Source organism: Onishia taeanensis (genome assembly GCF_013349955.1).
GTDB lineage: Bacteria > Pseudomonadota > Gammaproteobacteria > Pseudomonadales > Halomonadaceae > Onishia > Onishia taeanensis_B.
Map to the genome: position 1 here is coordinate 1 of NZ_JABVXC010000021.1, position 19,004 is coordinate 19,004.

17 protein-coding genes and 1 pseudogene are annotated in these 19,004 nt (G+C 63.2%); 13 read left to right on the top strand and 5 right to left on the bottom strand.

The window, feature by feature from the left end; translation table 11 throughout:
• Nucleotides 1-459: pseudogene (locus tag HUS66_RS16665) on the top strand (aldehyde dehydrogenase (NADP(+))); the annotation flags it as partial.
• Nucleotides 460-617: 158 nt separating this feature from the next.
• Here HUS66_RS16665 and HUS66_RS16670 read toward each other — a convergent pair.
• On the bottom strand, nt 618-2,318 hold the full coding sequence (locus HUS66_RS16670) for a DEAD/DEAH box helicase (RefSeq protein ID WP_175072323.1): 1,701 nt from the start codon (nt 2,316-2,318) through the stop codon (nt 618-620).
• Nucleotides 2,319-2,851: 533 nt separating this feature from the next.
• Here HUS66_RS16670 and HUS66_RS16675 point away from each other — a divergent pair.
• From HUS66_RS16675 to HUS66_RS16685, 3 genes are read left to right on the top strand one after another with little or no spacing between them, the layout of a single operon-like run.
• The gene (locus HUS66_RS16675) at nt 2,852-3,301 is read left to right on the top strand and encodes a YaiI/YqxD family protein (RefSeq protein WP_175072324.1); all 450 of its coding nucleotides are present in this window, start codon (nt 2,852-2,854) and stop codon (nt 3,299-3,301) included.
• 2 nt (nt 3,302-3,303) lie between these two features.
• A complete protein-coding gene (locus HUS66_RS16680; RefSeq protein WP_282847941.1) occupies nt 3,304-3,459 on the top strand; it encodes a DUF188 domain-containing protein in 156 nt (51 codons plus the stop codon).
• Nucleotides 3,460-3,461: 2 nt separating this feature from the next.
• Nucleotides 3,462-3,617: a DUF188 domain-containing protein gene (locus HUS66_RS16685; protein WP_425340093.1), complete on the top strand. Its 156-nt coding sequence runs from the start codon at nt 3,462-3,464 to the stop codon at nt 3,615-3,617.
• Nucleotides 3,618-3,788: 171 nt separating this feature from the next.
• On the opposite strand, the gene HUS66_RS16690 is transcribed toward HUS66_RS16685, so the two are convergent.
• Nucleotides 3,789-4,793, bottom strand: a complete 1,005-nt coding sequence (locus HUS66_RS16690) for a glutathione S-transferase family protein (RefSeq protein ID WP_175072325.1) — start codon at nt 4,791-4,793, stop codon at nt 3,789-3,791.
• A 102-nt stretch (nt 4,794-4,895) separates the two neighbouring features.
• Nucleotides 4,896-5,804 carry a LysR family transcriptional regulator gene (locus HUS66_RS16695; RefSeq protein ID WP_175072326.1) on the bottom strand — a complete coding sequence of 303 codons (909 nt, stop codon included), beginning with the start codon at nt 5,802-5,804 and terminating at the stop codon, nt 4,896-4,898.
• A gap of 107 nt (nt 5,805-5,911) precedes the next feature.
• On the opposite strand from HUS66_RS16695, the gene HUS66_RS16700 reads away from it, so the two are divergent.
• The 4 genes from HUS66_RS16700 (at nt 5,912) to HUS66_RS16715 (ending at nt 11,275) form a co-directional block, all read left to right on the top strand.
• On the top strand, nt 5,912-6,772 hold the full coding sequence (locus tag HUS66_RS16700) for a pirin family protein (protein ID WP_175072327.1): 861 nt from the start codon (nt 5,912-5,914) through the stop codon (nt 6,770-6,772).
• Between the two features lie 237 nt (nt 6,773-7,009).
• A complete protein-coding gene (locus HUS66_RS16705) occupies nt 7,010-8,740 on the top strand; it encodes a peptidoglycan DD-metalloendopeptidase family protein (protein ID WP_175072328.1) in 1,731 nt (576 codons plus the stop codon).
• Between the two features lie 350 nt (nt 8,741-9,090).
• The gene (locus tag HUS66_RS16710) at nt 9,091-10,440 is read left to right on the top strand and encodes an MFS transporter (protein ID WP_175072329.1); all 1,350 of its coding nucleotides are present in this window, start codon (nt 9,091-9,093) and stop codon (nt 10,438-10,440) included.
• 145 nt (nt 10,441-10,585) lie between these two features.
• Nucleotides 10,586-11,275 (top strand): SDR family oxidoreductase, encoded by a 690-nt coding sequence (locus tag HUS66_RS16715; RefSeq protein ID WP_175072330.1) that lies wholly within the window; start codon nt 10,586-10,588, stop codon nt 11,273-11,275.
• 79 nt (nt 11,276-11,354) lie between these two features.
• Here HUS66_RS16715 and HUS66_RS16720 read toward each other — a convergent pair whose 3' ends face one another.
• Nucleotides 11,355-11,975, bottom strand: coding sequence for a LysE family translocator (locus tag HUS66_RS16720; RefSeq protein WP_175072331.1), 621 nt, complete (start codon nt 11,973-11,975; stop codon nt 11,355-11,357).
• A 244-nt stretch (nt 11,976-12,219) separates the two neighbouring features.
• Between HUS66_RS16720 and HUS66_RS16725 the strand changes: the two genes are divergently transcribed.
• Nucleotides 12,220-13,641, top strand: a complete 1,422-nt coding sequence (locus HUS66_RS16725) for a PLP-dependent aminotransferase family protein (RefSeq protein ID WP_175072332.1) — start codon at nt 12,220-12,222, stop codon at nt 13,639-13,641.
• A 53-nt stretch (nt 13,642-13,694) separates the two neighbouring features.
• Here the strand turns inward: HUS66_RS16725 and HUS66_RS16730 are convergent, their stop codons facing one another.
• On the bottom strand, nt 13,695-14,939 hold the full coding sequence (locus HUS66_RS16730) for an ROK family transcriptional regulator (protein WP_175072333.1): 1,245 nt from the start codon (nt 14,937-14,939) through the stop codon (nt 13,695-13,697).
• A gap of 380 nt (nt 14,940-15,319) precedes the next feature.
• Here HUS66_RS16730 and HUS66_RS16735 point away from each other — a divergent pair, with 380 nt between their 5' ends.
• The 4 genes from HUS66_RS16735 (at nt 15,320) to HUS66_RS16750 (ending at nt 18,974) form a co-directional block, all read left to right on the top strand.
• Nucleotides 15,320-16,360: a sugar ABC transporter substrate-binding protein gene (locus HUS66_RS16735; RefSeq protein ID WP_217488158.1), complete on the top strand. Its 1,041-nt coding sequence runs from the start codon at nt 15,320-15,322 to the stop codon at nt 16,358-16,360.
• A gap of 80 nt (nt 16,361-16,440) precedes the next feature.
• Nucleotides 16,441-17,514, top strand: coding sequence for an ABC transporter permease (locus HUS66_RS16740; RefSeq protein ID WP_175072334.1), 1,074 nt, complete (start codon nt 16,441-16,443; stop codon nt 17,512-17,514).
• The gene (locus HUS66_RS16745) at nt 17,514-18,299 is read left to right on the top strand and encodes an ATP-binding cassette domain-containing protein (RefSeq protein ID WP_254628887.1); all 786 of its coding nucleotides are present in this window, start codon (nt 17,514-17,516) and stop codon (nt 18,297-18,299) included. Before HUS66_RS16740 ends, HUS66_RS16745 begins: the two co-directional genes overlap by 1 nt.
• 3 nt (nt 18,300-18,302) lie before the next feature.
• Entirely contained in the window at nt 18,303-18,974 is a 672-nt protein-coding gene (locus tag HUS66_RS16750; RefSeq protein WP_175072336.1) for an AAA family ATPase, read from the top strand.
• The last annotated feature ends 30 nt before the right edge of the window (nt 18,975-19,004 follow it).

Sequence of the window (19,004 nt, forward strand, 5' to 3'; positions counted from 1 at the left end):
GTGGGTCTGTTCGTGGCCTCCGCCGAGGACTTCCTGACCGACGAGGCCCTGCAGGCCGAGGTCTTCGGGGCCACCTCGTTGGTGGTGGAATGTGCCGATCAGGCCGAGGTGAAGCGCGTGGCCGAGCATCTGGAAGGCCAGCTCACCGCGACCTTGCAGATGGACGACGGCGATCTGGAGGCGGCCCGCGCGCTGCTGCCGGTGCTCGAACGGCGTGCCGGCCGGGTGATGGCCAACGGTTGGCCGACCGGCGTCGAGGTCTGTCATGCCATGGTCCATGGTGGGCCTTATCCGGCGACCTCGGACTCGCGCACCACCTCGGTGGGCAGCGCAGCGACCCACCGCTTCCTGCGCCCGGTGTGCTACCAGAACCTGCCCCAGGGGCTGCTGCCCGAAGCGCTGCGTGACGGCAACCCGGCGGGCGTCAGTCGCCTGGTCGATGGCAAGCGCGAGGCCTGAGGACCTCGCTTCGCTTGGCGGAGACATGTCGTAACCATAAAAAAACGCAGGCCGGGGAATCCCCGGCCTGCGTTTAGCATTGGCGCCTATGCCCTTAAGCTCGGGAGCCTGACGTTTCAGGCTCCCGCTCAGGACATGCCTGGCTCACAACAGTGAGATTAGGCCTGCGAACGGCGACGCACGGGTGCGTCGTCGTTGTTGCGACGGCGCGGTGCGCGTTCCGGCGCGCCGCTGTCTTCGCTGATCTCCAGCGGACGGCCGCCGACCTTGGCGCGTGCCATCTTGCTGAGGATGCTGGCGGGCAGGCTGCTCGGCAGCTCAACCACTGAGAAGGCATTGCGGATGTCGATGCGGCCGATACGGGCGCCTTCGATGCCACCTTCGTTGGCCAGCGCGCCGACCAGTTGGCCCGGCTTGACGCCGTCCTTGTGGCCAACGGCAACGCGGTAACGCGTCATGCCTTCGCGCGGGGCGCTGTCACGACGCTTCGGCTTGCCATCACGAGCGGCGCGATCGTTGTTGCGCTCCTTCGGTGCCTGCAGGCGACCGATCGGCGCTTCGTCGGCGCGAGCCATGGCGGCGAAGGCACAGGCCAGCTCAACCGGATCATGCCCTTCGGCGACCATGCGCTCGACCAGTGCACGCTGCTCGTCGCTGCCGGCGGTCAGGGTGCCTACCACGCGCTGGTGGAAGATCTCGTCGCGATGAGCGCGGATGGCCGCCTCGTCGGGCAGCGCCATGTCGCTCATGTGCTGGCCGGTGGCCTGCTCGATCCAACGCACCTTGCGGGTTTCACGGAAGCCGGCGAAGGTGATCGCCACGCCGCTACGCCCGGCACGACCGGTACGGCCGATACGGTGGGTATAGGCTTCGGAATCCTGCGGCAGGTCGTAGTTGATGACGTGGGTGATACGCGGCACGTCGAGGCCACGGGCGGCCACGTCTGTCGCGATCAGCACGTCGACCTTGCCACGCTTGAGGCGCGTGATGGTGCGCTCGCGCAGGCTCTGGTCCAGATCACCGGACAGGCCAGCGGCGTTGACACCACGAGCGGTCAGCTGTTCGACCAGAGTGGTGCAGGCGGCACGAGTACGCACGAAGACGATGGCACCATCGACCGGCTCCACTTCGAGAATGCGCGAGAGTGCCTCGAGCTTGGCACCACCCTCGGCACGGACCAGACGCTGGTCGATGCTGTCGGCAGTACCCTTGGCCGATTCGATAGCGACCTTGACCGGGTCGACCAGATAGCGATTGACGATGCGCTCGATCTCGGTCGGCAGGGTCGCGGAGAAGAACACCCGCTGGGCGTCTTTCGGGGTATCGGCGACGACGCGCTTGACGTCATCGATGAAGCCCATGCGCAGCATTTCGTCGGCTTCGTCGAGCACCAGCGCGGACAGGCCGTCCAGCTTCAGGCTGCCACGATCCAGGTGGTCGATGATACGGCCCGGGGTGCCGACCACGACTTGCGCGCCACGCTTCAGCGCGCCGAGCTGTTCACGATATTCCTGGCCACCGCACAGGGTAGCGACCTGCAGGCCCTGCAGGTTCTGGCCGTACTTGGTAAAGGACACGGCGACCTGCTGAGCCAGTTCGCGGGTCGGGGCCATCACCAGTACCTGGGGCTCGCGGCGGGCGAGGTCGATGCGAGACAGGATCGGCAGTGCGAAGGCCGCGGTCTTGCCGGTACCGGTCTGAGCCTGGCCGATCATGTCACGGCCTTCGAGCAGGGCAGGAATGGTCTGCGCCTGGATCGGAGAGGGAGTTTCGTAGCCCAGCGTTTCGAGGGCAGTCAGCACGGCAGGCAGCAGTGCCAGTTCGCCGAAGCTCGGCGAGGCGACAGAAGTCGAGGTCATCAATCACACCTTGGTAGGCCGGTCAGTACCGGCAACAGAGTTTGGTGGCGTCCCCGACCCGGAACACGCAATAGCACAGGATCCACAAGGGGCCTGTAGGGTCGAATGCGAGCCGGCCCATAGTTGGGCTGGCTCGGGGCGGAGTCTGGGACGCCGGTCGCACCTGGCATTCGGTTCACCTCAAGACACGGGCATGGCCCGGATCAAACGAGCGTCTAACAAGCGCTGGGCTTGCCGGAAACTCTCGGCGAACCGCTGTGGCGACCTTGTGCACCTTGCCGACAGGCAGTGGGCGCTCCATCTACAAATCCAGACGCACTGGGCGAGGCCTTGGGCCTGCCCCGGGCGAACACTTGGCGAGCCCGGTCACAGCGCTTGGTCGCGGATCATCGCGCCTGGCGTCTTGCGAAAGCTTGCCATCCCAACCTAATGAGGCGGGTGCAATTCGTCATGATGGTGGGGGTCAACACATGCGAGGAGAGCGCATGCTATCATCGAGGCCTTTGCCATGCCAGTCTTTTTCGGAGCCGTGAATGCCTAGCCTGTGGGTCGATGCCGACGCCTGCCCGCGTGTCGCACGTGAGATCATCGTGCGCGCCGCCGAGCGCACCCAGACACCGACCTGGTTCGTCGCGAACCATCAGGTGCCGCTGCCGCCCTCGCCCTGGGTCAAGCCGCTGGCGGTGGCCAGCGGCTTCGACGCCGCCGACGATGAGATCGTTCGGCGCCTGGTCCCGGGGGATCTGCTGGTGACCGCCGACCTGCCGCTGGCGCAGGAGGCCATCGACAAGGGGGCAGCGGTGATGACCAATCGCGGCGAGACGCTGGATCGCGGCAACATCCGCGCGCGTGTACAAATGCGCGACTTTATGGAAACCATGCGCTCCAGCGGCGAGCATACCGGCGGCCCCAAGGGCTATTCGGACGTCGACCGCCGGGAATTTGCCAACGCCCTGGACCGGTGGTTGGCCAAGAACGTTTGATCATGAAGCCCCAGGGTGCAAATGCGGCTCACACAAGGGCCTGTATGGAAACCATGCGCTCCAGCGGCGAGCATACCGGCGGCCCCAAAGGCTATTCGGACGTCGACCGCCGGGAATTTGCCAACGCCCTGGACCGGTGGTTGGCCAAGAACGTTTGATCATGAAGCCCCAGGGTGCAAATGCGGCTCACATAAGGGCCTGTATGGAAACCATGCGCTCCAGCGGCGAGCATACCGGTGGCCCCAAAGGCTATTCGGACGTCGACCGCCGAGAGTTCGCCAACGCCCTGGACCGGTGGTTGGCCAAGAATGCCTGAGACGACCGCTTGGGCCGCCTCTAAGCGGAGAAACGTGGGATCTGAGCGACGCCGGGAACAGGTCTGAGCGAAGGTCATTCTTCAGGGATGAAGAATGTAGCGCCCAGGGAAGGGTTTACAGCGCCTTCGCGAAGGCCTGTCCACGGGTTAGCCGCGCCACCCCACCAGGCGTCACGCCTTCTCCCTGATGCCCTGCCCCGGCAAACGCTCGCGGTCATGGGGCCGCTCCAGGTCGAGCGCCGGGCCCTTGGGCACGATGCGGGTCGGGTTGATGGTGTCGTGGCTGTAATAGTAGTGGCGCTTAATGTGGTCCATGTTCACCGTTTCCTTGATGCCCGGCCACTGATATAGCTCGCGGACGTAGTTCGAGAGGTTCGGATAGTCCTCGATGCGCCGGATGTTGCACTTGAAGTGACCGTGATAGACGGCATCGAAACGGATCAGGGTGGTGAACAGGCGGATGTCGGCCTCAGTCAGCCACTCGCCAGCCAGATAGCGCTGCTCGGCGAGCCGTGCCTCCATGCGGTCCAGGGCATCGAAGAGCGCGGTAACGTGTTTCTCATAGACGGTCTGGTCGGTGGCGAAGCCTGACTTGTAGACGCCATTGTTGATATGGTCATAGACGTCTGCATTGACCGCATCGATGGTCTCGCGCAGATCGGCGGGATAGAAGTCCAGGCGGTTGTCGGTGATGTCGTCGAAGGCGTCGTTGAACATCCGCAGCAGGTCGGCGGATTCGTTGCTGACAATGTCGCCGGCGGTCTTGTCCCACAGGGCGGGCACCGTGACGCGCCCCGTGTAATGCGGATCGGTGAGGGTGTAGAGCTCGCGGTGATAGCTCACCCCGTTAATGGGGTCACCGCTCGAGCCTTCTGCTTCGTTGTAGCTCCAGCCCTGATCCAGCATCAGCGGGCTCACATGCGAGGTGCCGATCACCTCATCGAGCCCCTTGAGATGACGCATGATCAGGGCCCGGTGGGCCCAGGGGCAGGCCAGCGACACATAAAGGTGGTAGCGCCCCGCCTCAGCGAACCGCCCCGGCTGGCCTTGGGGGCCTTCGCCGCCATCAGCGGTCACCCAGTCGCGTAGCTGGGCGGATTCGCGGACGAATTCGCCGCCGTGTTTTTTGGTGTCATACCACTGGTCGTGCCACTTGCCGTCGATCAACAGGCCCATAAGCCCTCCTCAAGTAGGATGCATCGTATAGCCATGAAGCCTACGCCCATTCTTTCGACGCTCAAGCGCGTATTTTCCCGGATTCCATTCGATAGCTTCGAATCATTCCGCTGCCGCCTGGGCCCCCTCCCATTCGCTTACCGACTGCATCAGCGCCGCCGCCATGGCGCGGGTCGCCGGGCCAGCCCGGTCACGATCGCGATGAATCAACTGAAACGGCACTTTGCGCACGCCACCGGCCAGCAGAGGTAGCGGCAAGAGCTCACCACTTTCCAGGGCAGGCTCGATCAGGGTCTTCGGCACCCAGGCGAATCCCAGGCCACGCTTGAGCATGTCAACCGACGTGGCCAGGTGACTGACCGTCCAGCGCTGTTCGGCCTTCAGCCAGCCCGCATTCATCGCCTCACGCTGCGCCGAGTCGCGCACCACCAGTTGGCGATGCTGCTCCAGATCACGCAGATCAAGCGGCCGTCCTAGCTGATGCAGAGCATGGTCGGGATGGGCCACGGCCAGAAAGGTAACCGTTGCCAGGGGCTCGCCGAGAAACCCCTGCGCGGCCAGCCCCGAGGCGACCAGGTCGGCCCGACCGTCATAGAGCATCTCCACGCCGCCGTTAAGCACCGTCTCATGCAGCTGTATCCGCACATGCGGGAAGGCAGCCGAGAAGCGTTCCAGCGCCTGAGCCAGCACGTCCGGCGGGAATATCTGATCAATGGCCAGCACCACCTCCGCCTCCAGCCCCTCGGCGAGACTATCGGCCACATCCTCGAGGGCCTCGGCACTTTCAATCAGTTGGCGGGCCCGGCGCAACAGCATCTCGCCGGCCTCGGTAAGCCGCACATTGCGACCGACGGGCTCCAGCACCTTGACGCCCAATTGCTCCTCCAGCTTGTGCACAGCGTGGTTGAGCGTCGAGGGGCTCTTGTGCACGATAAGAGAGGCGCGGGCAAAGCCACCGTGGTCGACGACCGCCGCCAGCATCTGCCACTGGGAAAGCGTCACTCGAGACATTTCGATTTCCTCGAACCATTTGAGCAAAACTATGCGCTATCGTTGCGCTGGCTTCATGATCAACAATCTATGCCATTGATACCAGACGCTATGGCGGAGAACTTCTCATGAATGCTACCCCTGATACGCACGGCAGCGATCGTTGCATCGAACGCCGACTCGTCGCTCAGCCAAGCCAGGACGGCGACGGGGTCAAGATCAAGCGCCTGCACGACTTCGGCGGTGGCCTTGACCCTTTTCTGATGCTCGACGAACTGGGCTCGGATCGCCCCGACGATTACATCGGCGGCTTTCCGCCGCATCCCCATCGTGGCATCCAGACTCTCACCTATGTGATTCACGGCGGCCTGACCCATGAAGACCACCTGGGCCACTCCAGCACCATCGAGGCCGGCGACGCACAGTGGATGCATACCGGTCGCGGCATCATCCACTCGGAAATGCCGCTCACCGATCATCAGGGGTTGCATGCGTTCCAGCTGTGGCTGAACCTCGCGACTCGCGACAAACTGAGCCCTGCCACCTATCGCGATGTAAAGGCCGCAGAGATGCCCCACCTGACGCAGGGCGGCGCGCGACTCACTGCACTGGGCGGGCACTGGCAGACCAGCAATGGCGAGGCCGTTGACGGCCCACTGGAGGCACTCACCGGCCAGGGCGCCGTGGCGCATCTGCGCCTTGATAAGGGAGCATCGCTTACACTCGCCGCCGATGCGCCCACCCTGCTTGCCTATGTGTTCGATGGCGCATTGACCATTGCCGGCGAGAACGTCGCCGCCGGGGAGCTGGTGCGCCTGAGCGAGGGCGACAGCCTGTCACTTACCAGCCCTGGCGGCGCTCAAGCCCTACTGTTGGCGGGTATTCCACATCGCGAGCCGATCGCTCATTACGGGCCCTTCGTGATGAACTCGGAGGCGGAACTACAGCAGGCACTGCGCGATTACCGTGACGGCACCCTGACCGGCTGACCCCCGACATGCCCCCGCATAAAGGAAATGCCAGGAAGTTAATCAGGATTTCTCAGCGAAACAGCGTTAATTTTCTGGCATTCCATCTAGTTTGTGACGACACTTCCCAGACCCTGGGCGAATGAGTGTGAATCACCGCTTACTGTATACGCATACAGACTAGGCAGTTAATACGCCATGGGGTAAGGTTCTGATGCCTTTTTATATCCATTTGATCCTTACTGGCCTTTACTGACTATGTTGCGAATCCTTCATTCGCTACCGCGCACGCACAAGTTTCTTTTGTTACCCGTCGCCACAATGGTGGCCGTGCTGGGCGCGCAGCAACTTTACACCACCGTGTCGGCCTCGGAAGACGAGACCGATAACACCGAATATACCGTCGTCGAGATGCCCATCGGTACCTCAGACGCGCCACAAGTTGTCGAAGCAGCAGCGACACCGGTGCATGAGCGTCCATCGCTGCGCAGTGGCGATGAAGGTTATATTCCCCTGACCAGCCTGAAGGCACAGGAAATCGTCGACATCAATTTCCTGGCCAAGGCTCACGCCGACACCTTGTACGACCCTGACGCACGTGATTTTGCGCCACCTGAAGATTCCCGCCAGATCAGCGAACAAGACGACAGCAAGACCGTCGATGATACCGCTGGGCTGGTCGCCGGCGAGCCGCCGACGCTGGATGCAGGTGTCCTGCAGTTGGCCAGTCACCTGGCTGAGATCAACGCGGGTGATGGCGCCGAAGGTGGCACCTCCTACGATGACTTCTCCGCAGATCCCTTGTGGCTTGTCGATGATGATCCCTCGCTTGAAGCCGAGATCGTCGCTCACCAGAACTTCGTTCCCCAGTGGGAAACCTATACCGTGCAGCCCGGCGACACCTTCGCGGTGCTTGCCGAGCGCACCCTGGGTCTTGGCTACAGCGACGTCATGCAGCTACTCGACTCCTTGCCCGACAAGAACGTGCTGACCCGCTGGCGAGTGGGCCAGAACTTCGACTACAAAGTGGATGAAAACGGCGACCTGATGGCACTGCGTATCATGAAGAATGCGCGCAGTGGCTATCTGATCGAACGGGCAGAAAACGATCAGCAAGCCTTCGAGATCGCCGACATCGAGAAGGCCGGCGAAGCGACCCAGCGGCTATTCTCCGGCACCGTCAGCGGCAGCTTTGGGCAGTCGGCCCAGGCGACCGGCCTGAACTCGGCCGAGGTAGCCGAGCTGACCAACGTGCTATCCAAGAAACTCGATTTCCGTCGCGACACCCGGCGTGGCGACACCTTCCAGGTATTGGTCGAGTCCGACATCCTCGACGGCAAAAGCCTCGATTCGCGCGTTCTCGCCGTGCGCTACCAAGGCGCGCGGATGGATCTGACGGTACTGCGCAATAGCGACGATAACCGCTTCTACACGCCGGATGGACATAGCCTCGACCCCGCCTTCAACCGCTACCCTTTCGAAGGACATTACCGGATCAGCTCGTCATTCAACCTGCGCCGCAAACATCCGATCACCGGGCGCATCAGCCCTCATTACGGCACCGACTTTGCCATGCCCCCAGGCTCCACAGTGCGCGCGCCAGCCGATGGTCGTGTGGTCAAGTCCGCCTACCATCGCTTGGCGGGCAACTACCTGGTGGTTCGCCACGACAACGGTTACAAGACACGCTACCTGCATCTCTCTAAGCGGCTAGTCGGCGAAGGCGAGCGAGTCACCATGGGAGAGCGCATCGCCCTTTCCGGCAACACTGGCCGTAGCACAGGCGCTCACCTGCACTACGAGGTGATTGCCAATGGCAACCGAGTCGATGCCATGCGCGTCGACCTGCCAGAAAACCAGAGTCTTTCCGGCCCCGCCCTGGCCGCTTTCAAGCGCGAAGCAGAGCCGATGCTGTCCCGCCTGGAAAACGACGGCGACGCCTCCGCCATCGCACAGACAAATACCACCATGAGCGGCGATGGCAGCTGACGCTAGCGCTTGAAGCGCATCACTTCAGCCGCGAACCAAAAACCCCGCCATAGCATCGCTATGGCGGGGTTTTTGTTACCTCTCTGCTTCCTGACGGTGAGTCACTGCCATCTCTCGGTGCAACCTGCACCATCAGTGCCCATTCACCGGACCTTATTGTCACCAGAAAAACACGTAACACAATGAAAATAATATAAAAATATTAAAATGGCGAATTTTTTGCCTAATCAATACCAGTCAGTACTAGGCGTAGACCAGGCTCCACAGGGGTACGAGTGCGTCGGACTCAACCTTCAACGGCGAAGGCCCAAGATCGTGTGTTCGAACGTCATTCGGCAAGGAATGTCCCCATGGAAATCCGTAACAAAGCCAACAAGATTCGCCTATTGAACTGGAAAGCGCCCCAAATGCGGGCCTTTCATTTCTCCTGGTTCGCCTTCCACATCTGCTTTTTTGGCTGGTTTGGCATCGCCCCCCTGATGGCGGTGGTACGTGACGACCTGGGCCTGACCAAGACCCAGATCGGTAACACCATCATCGCCTCGGTAGCCATCACCGTGATTGTGCGCCTGGCCATCGGCGTTCTATGCGACAAGATCGGCCCGCGCCGCGCCTATACCTGGCTGCTGTGCCTGGGCTCGCTGCCGGTCATGTGCATCGGTCTGGCAGACAGCTTCCAGTCCTTCTTCCTCGCACGACTGGCCATCGGTGCCATTGGCGCCTCCTTCGTGATCACCCAGTACCATACGTCGATCATGTTCGCCCCCAATGTGGTGGGCACCGCCAATGCCACCTCCGCAGGCTGGGGCAACCTGGGCGGCGGCACAACCCAGATCGTGATGCCGCTGATCTTCTCAGGCATCCTGATGCTCGGGGTCAACGAGGCACTCGGCTGGCGCCTGGCCATGGTCGTGCCCGGTGTGGTGCTGTTCTTCACCGGCATCGCCTACTACTTCTTCACCCAGGACGCGCCGGACGGCAACTTCGAGGACCTGCGAGCCCGGGGCGAACTGCCGCCCGCCAGCGGCGAGAATGGCATGGGGGCGAGCTTTGCGACCGCCGCCAAGGACATCCGCGTCTGGGCCCTGTTCGTGGTCTATGCCGCCTGCTTCGGGGTCGAGTTGACCATCAACAATATCGCCGCCATCTATTTCTTCGATAACTTCGACCTGACGCTGGCAACCGCCGGCCTGATCGCCGGCCTGTTCGGCCTGATGAACCTCTTTGCGCGGACCCTGGGCGGCATCTTCTCCGACCTCTTCGCTCGCAATGCTGGTCTCAAGGGCCGGGTGCGCTGGCTGTTCATTGCCATGCTATGCGAGGGCGTCGCGCTGCTATTCTTCTCGCAGATGCATATCCTGGCACTCGCCATCGGTATCATGCTGGTGTTCAGCCTCTTTGTGCAGATGGCCGAGGGAGCCACCTTCGGTGTCGTGCCCTTCATCAACCAGAAGGCACTGGGCGCCGTGGCCGGCATTGTCGGTGCGGGAGGCAACGCCGGAGCCGTCGCCGCAGGCTTCCTGTTCCGCACCGAAGCCCTGACCTATCAGCAAGGCCTCTTCTATCTTGGCGTCGCCGTAATCATTGCCTCGCTCTGCGCCTTGCTGGTCCGTTTCTCCCCCCAGGTCGAGACCGAGGTCAATTCCGCCTATCAGGATGCCGCCGGCAAACATCCCTCAGCCGCCATCTCTCTGCGCTAGTCAAACCCAGTCTAGGCGCCGTAACAAAAATGCCGCCGTCACCCCTTGGGTGACGGCGGCATTTTTGTTAGCAGCAAAACCATTGCACACATCAGCTGCCTTCGCCATGCTGGAGGCATATGGGTTCTGAGTAGAAGGGGGTCGTATGAATGATCGTGTCCTGCTGATTACCGGCGCTTCCAGCGGTATTGGTGCCGCCACGGCCCGAGCCGCTTCCCGAGAAGGCTTTCGACTGGTGCTGGCCGCCCGCTCCCGCGAGAAGCTCAAGGCACTGGCCCAGGAACTGGGGCCCGAAAATGTGCTGACCGTCAGCTGCGACGTCACGTCAATGGACGATCAGCAAAGCATGATCGAGGAAGCGCTGGAGCGTTTCGGGCGCCTCGACGTGGTGTTCGCCAATGCCGGGCGCGGCGGCTCGCCGGGCGGTTTCAAAGGCGCCGATCATGAGGCCTGGAAGGACATGATCCTGACCAACATCTTCGGCGTGGGCCTGACCCTGCAAGCCTGCCTGCCAGCGCTTCAAAAAACTCGCGGACATGTGCTGCTGACCGGATCGGCGGCCGGGCGCGCCACCATTCCCGGTTCAATGTACGGCGCCACCAAGTGGGCGGTTACCGGCATCGGCTATAACCTGCGCGAGGAGCTGCGTGGCAGCGGCATCCGTGTGACGCTGATCGAACCCGGCATGGTCGATACGCCCTTCTTCGATGAGCCGCCCACTCACGCCCTGGAAGACAAGGACATCGCCAACGCGGTGCTCTACGCCATCAATCAGCCGCCCCACGTCGACGTCAACGAGATCCTGGTGCGCCCCACCCCGCCACTCGAGCGCTAGCCCCGCTCTTCTTAATCTGGATTAGCCGACTCAAGGCTTAACCCGCCGCCCGTTCCAGACGCTGAAGCCAAGCTGAGCCTTAGCTCAGGATCATCAGCACGCAGGCGGCGGTCAGCAACCCCATCACCGCATTGAAGACCCGCCAGTGGCGAGGCGTCTTCATCAGCCGGCCTAGCGCCACGCCAAAGCCCGCCCAAAGCGAAATCGATGGCAGGCTGATGAGGCCCATCACGAGAATGATCGCCATTGCAGAAACCAGGAAGGCATCGCCGGACAGCGTGAAGGACGCGATCCCCGAGATCGCCATCACCCAAGCCTTGGGATTGGCGAACTGGAAGGCAGCGGCCTGCCAGAAAGTCAGTGGACGCGCGTCTTCACCGGGACCACGCTGATTCGGCGGTGGCGCGGTGGCGATCTTGTAGGCCAGCCACAGCAGATAGGCGCTACCGGCGACCTTGAGGCCCTGCTGCAGCGGCGGCCACTGTTCGAACAGGGCACCCAATCCCAGTGCCACCGCCCCCATCAGCACCATCACCCCCATCGAGATGCCGAGCATATGCGGCAGAGTTCTCACAAAGCCGTAGTTGGCCCCGGACGCGGTCAACATCATGTTGTTGGGGCCAGGCGTGGCCGTCATGCTGAAAGCAAACAATATCATCGGGCCAATCAGGGCAAGCAACTCAGGCATTGGGGCGGTCATGGCAGGCTCCTTTAAGTCTAGTGGTTGGCATCGAGAGTTGGCATCGAGAGTTCGCGGAATCGCCTTAATTGTAGGGGTACAATTTTTCGAAACCGCCTGACAAAAACGACAATTGTGCGCACAATATTAGTATGCGCCGCCGTCACCACCGATCAAGCAATGCTTTGTCACCCCGACATTGCCCGATCCTTCCGCGACGGACCACCCGATTCGCCCCTTCATCTGCCTGCTGGAACATCGCCGCATGGATATTCAGACCAAGGCCCGCGCCCGCTGCCACTGGCTGCCCGACCTCGACGCCGCCGCTGCTCCGCTCTACCAGGCACTGGTCGAGCGGCTGGCCGCCGACATCGCCGCCGGCACCCTCGCCCCCGGCGAGCGCTTGCCACCACAGCGCCTGCTGGCCGACGCCCTCAAGGTGACCGTCGGCACCATTACCCGCGCCTACCGTGAGGCCGAGCGCCGCGGCTTGGTCGAAGCCAAGGTCGGCAGCGGCACCCGGGTACGCAGCCTGGCAGCGGATGCTCCCGCTTTTCATCACCTCTCCCACGCCCCCGATGGCAGCGTCGATCTATCGCTTAACGTGCCGATTCCGCACCCCATGCGCGCGCAGCAGCTCGCCGCCGTGATGGAACGCCTCGCCCATCGCCCTGGGGCCATCGACGCCGCCCTCGCTTACCAGCCCGAGCAGGGCAGCCAGACGAGTCGCGAGGCCCTGGCAGGCTGGCTGACGGAACAGGGCGTTCCCATGGGTGCCGACGAGCTGATCCTGACCAGCGGTGGCCAGCATGCGGACTATCTGGCCCTGCAGGCGCTGGTACAGCCCGGCGAGGCGGTGGCCTCGGCGGCCCTGACCTTTCCGGGCATGATCGCCGCCGCTCGCCAGCTCGGCCTCAAGCACCTGGCGGTGCCGATGGACGACGAAGGCATCCTGCCCGAGGCGCTGGAGCGCCTCTGCCTGCAGCAGAAGATTCGCCTGCTCTACCTGATGCCCGAGCACAACAACCCCACTGGCGCTCGAATGGGGCAGGCGCGCCGAGAGGCGATCGTCGAGGTCGCCAGACGCCACGACCTGCTGCTACTGGAAGATGGCGTACAGTTCGTGACCGCCGCAATGCGCGGCATGCCCTTCTACCGTCTGGCACCGGAGCGCTCGCTGTATATCTTCAGCGTCTCCAAGCTGCTCGCCGGCGGCCTGCGCCTTGGTGCCCTGCGTGCGCCCGCCAACCTGATGGGCCGCCTTACCGCTTCGCTGCGCGCCCAGTACTGGGCCGTCCCCGAGCTGATGGCCAGCGCCGCCATCGAATGGCTGGTCAGCGCCGATGCCAAAACCCTAATCGATTGGCAATGGCAGGAGGTCGCAGCGCGCCAGCGACTGCTTGCCGAGCGCCTCAAAGGCCACGCGATAAGCGCTCACCCTTGTGGCTTTCATGCTTGGCTGACGCTGCCGGAGCCCTGGCGAGCGGTGGACCTTGTGACCCGGGCCGCGGAACGCGGCGTGACGGTGATCGGCGCCGATCCCTTCTGCGTCGGCAGCCAGCCGGCGCCTCAGGCGGTGCGTATCTGCGTGACGCCGCCCGCCGAACGCGCCCGGCTCGATGAAGGCCTGACGAGGCTGGCCGCACTGCTCGACGAGGAGCCCCGTCGAGACTCGCCACTGGTGTGAGGGTGTCGTGACGGCGCCGAAACGCCCATGACCGGCCCTTCTACCGTCAGGCATTACAGCGAAAGGCCGGGCGTCGACGGACTCTGCCGCAGGAGCGTGTTCTGATCGATCATGTATTCCGTCGATATCTGGTAGGCGGCCGCACCGAGGGCTCGAGCGATGCCGCCGAAGTGCCCCGGCTTGATATCGGGTCGTGTGACGCCCTGCATATCCAGTTGATCGAGCTGGCGTTCCACCTCATCCACGAGGCGCTTGCGAATCGTGACGGGTAAGGCGCCATCGATCACCACGGCTTGAAAGTCGATGACCGCCAGAGAAGAAATGACCGCATGCGCCAGACTCCGCCCCGCCCGCCTGATCCACGGCCGCACACTGGGTTCCACGGCGTCCCAGTCATCGGCGTCGGGCGGGATGTCGCGCAACGGATCGCCCCCCTGGTCCGCGATCATGCGCTCGAGGACGACAAGGGACGCATGATCGACCAAACGATCGCCTCCGGGCTCGTCTGGCACACGCAGTGGGCCAAAGCCGCCTGCATTGCCACTGCGGCCGGGGAAGACGCTGCCGTTCAAGACCACGCCGCCGCCGATGAAGGAGCCCACGAAGAAATAGATGAAATCCTGTGCCGTTTCGGGGGGCCCAAACACCAATTCGGCCCGGCAAGCCGCATTACCGTCGTTTTCCACGGTGATGGGCCAGGGGACGACATCCTTGAACTCCGCCACCGGGTCGAAACGGCGCCAGGCGTCCATCTCCTGCTGGGGCGCGCCGAGTTCAGCGACCCAGCTCCATAGTTCGAAAGGCATGGCGATATTCATCGCAGCGATGTCGCGCTGCGCTATGCCGGCCGAACTCACCAGCGAGGCCAAGTGTTCCGTCACGAAGCGTTGCGTCGCGGTGGGGGTGGGATACGCATGGGCCTCGCTGCGGTGGGCGAGCACCTTGCCAACGAAGTTGACGATGACCAGTTCAAAGGTGCGCCGGCCGATCTTGAGACCCACGTAGTGGCGTGCCTCGGGATTCAGCATCATGGGAACCGAGGGCTGCCCGATGCGCCCGCGGATCGGGGAGCAGCGCAACAGCAGTCCATCCGCCTCCAGCGCACGAAAGATGACCGAGGCGGCATTCGGCGACAGGCCCGTCATCCGGGTCGCATCGGCCTTGGTGAGCTTTCCGTGGCTACGCACCAGGTGCAGAACCAAGCGTTCGTTGACCCCTCTCACCGTCGTCAGGTTCGACCCTTTCAGCGGGTGCGTACTCGCCTGGGCATCAGGCTGGTCTCCCTCGTTGTTCTTCATACTGCCCCTCTAGGTTCATGAAACAACGGCAACGCCCGAGACGATAGCAAAGCCGTCGTCGATCCTGCCGCTATCACCCTCTATAGGCCGGCGCCGCGGCCTTGTACTTTGGTCCCAAAAGCCGCCGCTTCGGTTGACTGCCCCAGCGCGCAGCACCTATACCGATACCACACCGTGCGAGGTGTAAGGCAAAAGACAGGCCAGAGGATAACGCACGAAAGCCACGCATCGAGAGCGATGCGAAGGCTCGTCGCAAGAGGTTCCTGGCCTTGATACCAAGTAGATTCTCGCCCGGAATACTAATTACTTCAAAATGAAGTAATAAAAAGATTCGCCGACACCCCTCGACTCGAAACGGAAGGACAGCAATGCCAATAACAATGCCAACAACCAAGACCCGCATGGCCGCCCTGGTGGCCGCCACGGCACTTGCCAGCATGAGCGTGGCTGGCACCGCCATGGCCGACGATCACACCACCAGCGCCTGCTTGATCACCAAGACCGAAACCAACCCCTTCTTCGTCAAGATGCGCGAAGGCGCCAGCGCCAAGGCCGAAGAACTGGGCATGGAACTCAAGTCCTTTGCCGGCAGAATCGACGGCGATCACAAGACGCAGGTGCAGGCGATCGAGACCTGCATCGCCGACGGCGCCGACGGCATCCTGCTAACGGCCTCGGATACGTCAGCCATCGTGTCAGCGGTTCAACAGGCGCGTGACGCCGGCATCCTCGTCATCGCCTTGGACACCCCTCTCGATCCGATAGACGCCGCCGACGCTACCTTTGCGACCGACAACTTCAGGGCCGGAGAACTGATCGGCACCTGGGCGGCCAGCCGGCTGGGCGACGGCGCCGACGATGCCCGCATCGGCCTGCTCAACGTCAACGTCAGCCAACCCGCGGTCGGTGTGCTGCGCAACCAGGGCTTCCTGCAGGGCTTCGGCATCGACCTGGGCGATCCCAAGAAGTGGGGGGACGAGACGGACCCACGGATCGTCGGCCAGGACACCTCGGATGGCAACGAGGAAGGCGGGCGTGAAGGCATGGAGAACCTGCTGGTCGAAGACCCGATGATCGATGTGGTCTATACGATCAACGAACCGGCCGCCGCCGGGGCCTACCAGGCGCTGAAGGCCATGGGACGCGAGAACGAGGTCATGATCGTGTCGGTCGATGGCAGTTGCTCCGGCGTCGCCAACGTCAGAGACGGCGTGATCGGCGCCACCGCACAGCAGTATCCCTTACGCATGGCGTCACTCGGTATCGAAGCCATCAAGACCTGGGCCGACGAAGGCATCAAGCCGGAGCCGACACCGGGCAAGGAGTTCTTCGATACCGGCGTTTCGCTGGTCACCGACCAGCCCGTCGACGACGTGGATTCCATTTCGGCTGCCGAGGGCATGGAACGTTGCTGGGGCTAATGATCCGACCATGAGCCGCGGGAGGCGCTCGCGCCTCCCCTTCCCCCAGGCGATCGTCATATCAATTCCGTGAGGACTCCATGGCCAAACCTGAAGTGACGCGACAAGAGAGCAACGCCGCTCTCGCCGGTGCCAGCGAGAGCGTTGCCGACTTTACGCCCCATCGTGCCGGTCTTGCCTACCGGCTGCAGCACGCGCTGCACATGAACCCGGCGCTCGTGCCCATGATCGTGCTGTTGCTCTCGATCCTGCTCTTTGGTGCCTTGCTGGGCTCCAAGTTCTTCTCGCCCTTCGCGCTGACCTTGATCCTGCAGCAGGTGCAGATCGTCGGCATCGTCGCGGCCGCCCAGAGCCTGATCATTCTCACGGCAGGGATCGACCTGTCGGTGGGAGCGATCATGGTGATTTCGTCCGTCGTCATGGGGCAATTCACCTTTCGTTATGGCATTCCGGTGCCGATCAGCATTCTTGCCGGCCTGATGTGCGGCATGTTCTTCGGCTGGGTCAGCGGCATGCTGGTCTCCAAGGTCAAGCTGCCGCCCTTCATCGTGACGCTGGGCATGTGGCAGATCGTGCTGGCCGCGAACTTTCTCTATTCCGCCAATGAAACGATACGCGCCCAGGACATCGAGACCCATGCGCCGCTGCTGCAGCTGTTCGGCGAGAAATTCAACATCGGCGGGGCGGTCTTCACCGTCGGGGTCGTCTTCATGGTGGCGCTGGTGCTGGTGCTCACTTACGCCCTGCGCCATACCGCCTGGGGTCGGCATGTCTATGCCGTGGGTGACGACAAGGAAGCCGCGGCGCTCTCCGGCGTGAAGACGGACCGGGTGATCATCTCGGTCTATATGCTCTCCGGATTGATCTGCGCCTTCGCCGGCTGGGCGCTGATCGGACGTATCGGCTCGGTCTCACCGACCGCCGGGCAGCTCACCAATATCGAATCCATCACCGCCGTGGTCATCGGGGGCATCTCGCTGTTCGGCGGTCGCGGGTCGATCCTTGGCAGCCTGTTCGGCGCCCTCATCGTTGGCGTCTTCACTCTCGGCCTACGACTCCTCGGCGCCGATGCCCAGTGGACCTACCTGCTCATCGGCGTGCTCATCATCGGCGCGGTCGCCGTGGACCAATGGATCAGAAAGGTGTCCGTCTAATGCAAGCACAAGCCCCCCTTCTGCAAGCCAAGAATCTCGTCAAGCGCTACGGCCGCGTCACCGCCATCGACCACTGCGACTTCGAGCTCTACCCGGGCGAGATCCTCGCGGTGATCGGCGACAACGGCGCCGGCAAGTCGTCGCTGATCAAGGCGCTCTCCGGCGCCATCACGCCCGACGAGGGTGAGGTCTATCTCGGCGACCAGCGCGTCAAGTTCTCCTCCCCGCTGGATGCCCGTGAGCAGGGCATCGAAACCGTCTATCAGCAACTGGCGATGTCGCCCGCCCTGTCGATCGCCGACAACATGTTCATGGGCCGCGAGATCAGAAAGCCGGGCATCATGGGCAAGTGGTTTCGGCAACTGGATCGACCGGCAATGGAGCGGCTCGCCCGCGAGAAACTCAGCGAGCTGGGGCTCATGACGATCCAGAACATCCGCCAGGCCATCGAGACGCTCTCCGGCGGCCAACGACAAGGGGTTGCCGTGGCGCGTGCCGCTGCGTTCGGCTCCAAGGTCATCATTCTCGACGAACCCACGGCGGCCCTCGGCGTGAAGGAGAGCCGTCGCGTGCTGGACCTCATTCTGGAAGTTCGCTCGCGGGGCATCCCGATCGTCCTCATCAGTCACAACATGCCCCACGTCTTCGAGGTGGCCGATCGCATCCATATCCATCGGCTCGGCAAGCGGCTTTGCGTGATCCGCCCCGAGGATTGCACCATGAACGATGCCGTCGCCCTGATGACAGGCGCGAAGGACCCTTCTCAACTGGCCGAGGCGAGCTGATCGATGGCACCAGCACCTACCGATAGCGACGCCGTACTGGCATTGATCGAGCGGGCCCTGATCGAACGGACGCGACCCTCCGGCAAGCGCCTGCTCATCGCCATCGCCGGGCCGCCCGGTTCGGGCAAGTCGACGCTCGCCAGCGAGGTCGTCGAACGGCTGAACGCCGAATCAGGCAGCGAACCCCGAGCGGCGCTGCTGCCGATGGACGGTTTCCATCTCGACAACGACATCTTGATGGAGCGCGGCCTGCTGGCCCGCAAGGGAGCACCGGAAACCTTCGATGCGCAGGGGTTGGTGGAGCTGTTGCGCCGCGTCAGGGCCGCTGAGGCCGACACGCCCTACCCGCTCTTCGATCGAGCCCTCGACCGCGCCCTGCCCGAGGCGGGACTCCTCGAGGCAGACACTCCCATCGTGGTGATCGAAGGCAACTATTTGCTGCTCGATACGCCGCCGTGGCAGGCACTGGCCGAGTGGTTCGATGCCTCGGTGTTCCTGGCTCCATCGATCGAGACCCTTGAGGAGCGCCTCGTGCAACGTTGGCTTAGCTTCGGCTTCTCCCCCGACGCGGCCATCACCAGGGCGCGAGGAAACGACCTGAAAAACGCCGCCACCGTGCTCGACCACAGTCGCACCGCCGACCTGCACCTAACACAGCGGGACAGCGCCCCATGACGGGCTGCCCGGCCAGACCGCAGCCCCTGA

Excerpts from the sequence above, each read along its gene's own strand:
- HUS66_RS16710 (WP_175072329.1), top strand. The coding sequence starts at position 9,091 with ATGGAAATCCGTAACAAAGCCAACAAGATTCGCCTATTGAACTGGAAA.
- HUS66_RS16705 (WP_175072328.1), top strand. The coding sequence starts at position 7,010 with ATGTTGCGAATCCTTCATTCGCTACCGCGCACGCACAAGTTTCTTTTG.
- HUS66_RS16700 (WP_175072327.1), top strand. The coding sequence starts at position 5,912 with ATGAATGCTACCCCTGATACGCACGGCAGCGATCGTTGCATCGAACGC.
- HUS66_RS16670 (WP_175072323.1), bottom strand. The coding sequence starts at position 2,318 with ATGACCTCGACTTCTGTCGCCTCGCCGAGCTTCGGCGAACTGGCACTG.
- HUS66_RS16745 (WP_254628887.1), top strand. The coding sequence starts at position 17,514 with ATGCAAGCACAAGCCCCCCTTCTGCAAGCCAAGAATCTCGTCAAGCGC.
- HUS66_RS16685 (WP_425340093.1), top strand. The coding sequence starts at position 3,462 with ATGAAGCCCCAGGGTGCAAATGCGGCTCACATAAGGGCCTGTATGGAA.
- HUS66_RS16690 (WP_175072325.1), bottom strand. The coding sequence starts at position 4,793 with ATGGGCCTGTTGATCGACGGCAAGTGGCACGACCAGTGGTATGACACC.
- HUS66_RS16740 (WP_175072334.1), top strand. The coding sequence starts at position 16,441 with ATGGCCAAACCTGAAGTGACGCGACAAGAGAGCAACGCCGCTCTCGCC.
- HUS66_RS16730 (WP_175072333.1), bottom strand. The coding sequence starts at position 14,939 with ATGAAGAACAACGAGGGAGACCAGCCTGATGCCCAGGCGAGTACGCAC.
- HUS66_RS16695 (WP_175072326.1), bottom strand. The coding sequence starts at position 5,804 with ATGTCTCGAGTGACGCTTTCCCAGTGGCAGATGCTGGCGGCGGTCGTC.
- HUS66_RS16675 (WP_175072324.1), top strand. The coding sequence starts at position 2,852 with ATGCCTAGCCTGTGGGTCGATGCCGACGCCTGCCCGCGTGTCGCACGT.
- HUS66_RS16680 (WP_282847941.1), top strand. The coding sequence starts at position 3,304 with ATGAAGCCCCAGGGTGCAAATGCGGCTCACACAAGGGCCTGTATGGAA.
- HUS66_RS16750 (WP_175072336.1), top strand. The coding sequence starts at position 18,303 with ATGGCACCAGCACCTACCGATAGCGACGCCGTACTGGCATTGATCGAG.
- HUS66_RS16735 (WP_217488158.1), top strand. The coding sequence starts at position 15,320 with ATGCCAACAACCAAGACCCGCATGGCCGCCCTGGTGGCCGCCACGGCA.
- HUS66_RS16725 (WP_175072332.1), top strand. The coding sequence starts at position 12,220 with ATGGATATTCAGACCAAGGCCCGCGCCCGCTGCCACTGGCTGCCCGAC.
- HUS66_RS16720 (WP_175072331.1), bottom strand. The coding sequence starts at position 11,975 with ATGACCGCCCCAATGCCTGAGTTGCTTGCCCTGATTGGCCCGATGATA.
- HUS66_RS16715 (WP_175072330.1), top strand. The coding sequence starts at position 10,586 with ATGAATGATCGTGTCCTGCTGATTACCGGCGCTTCCAGCGGTATTGGT.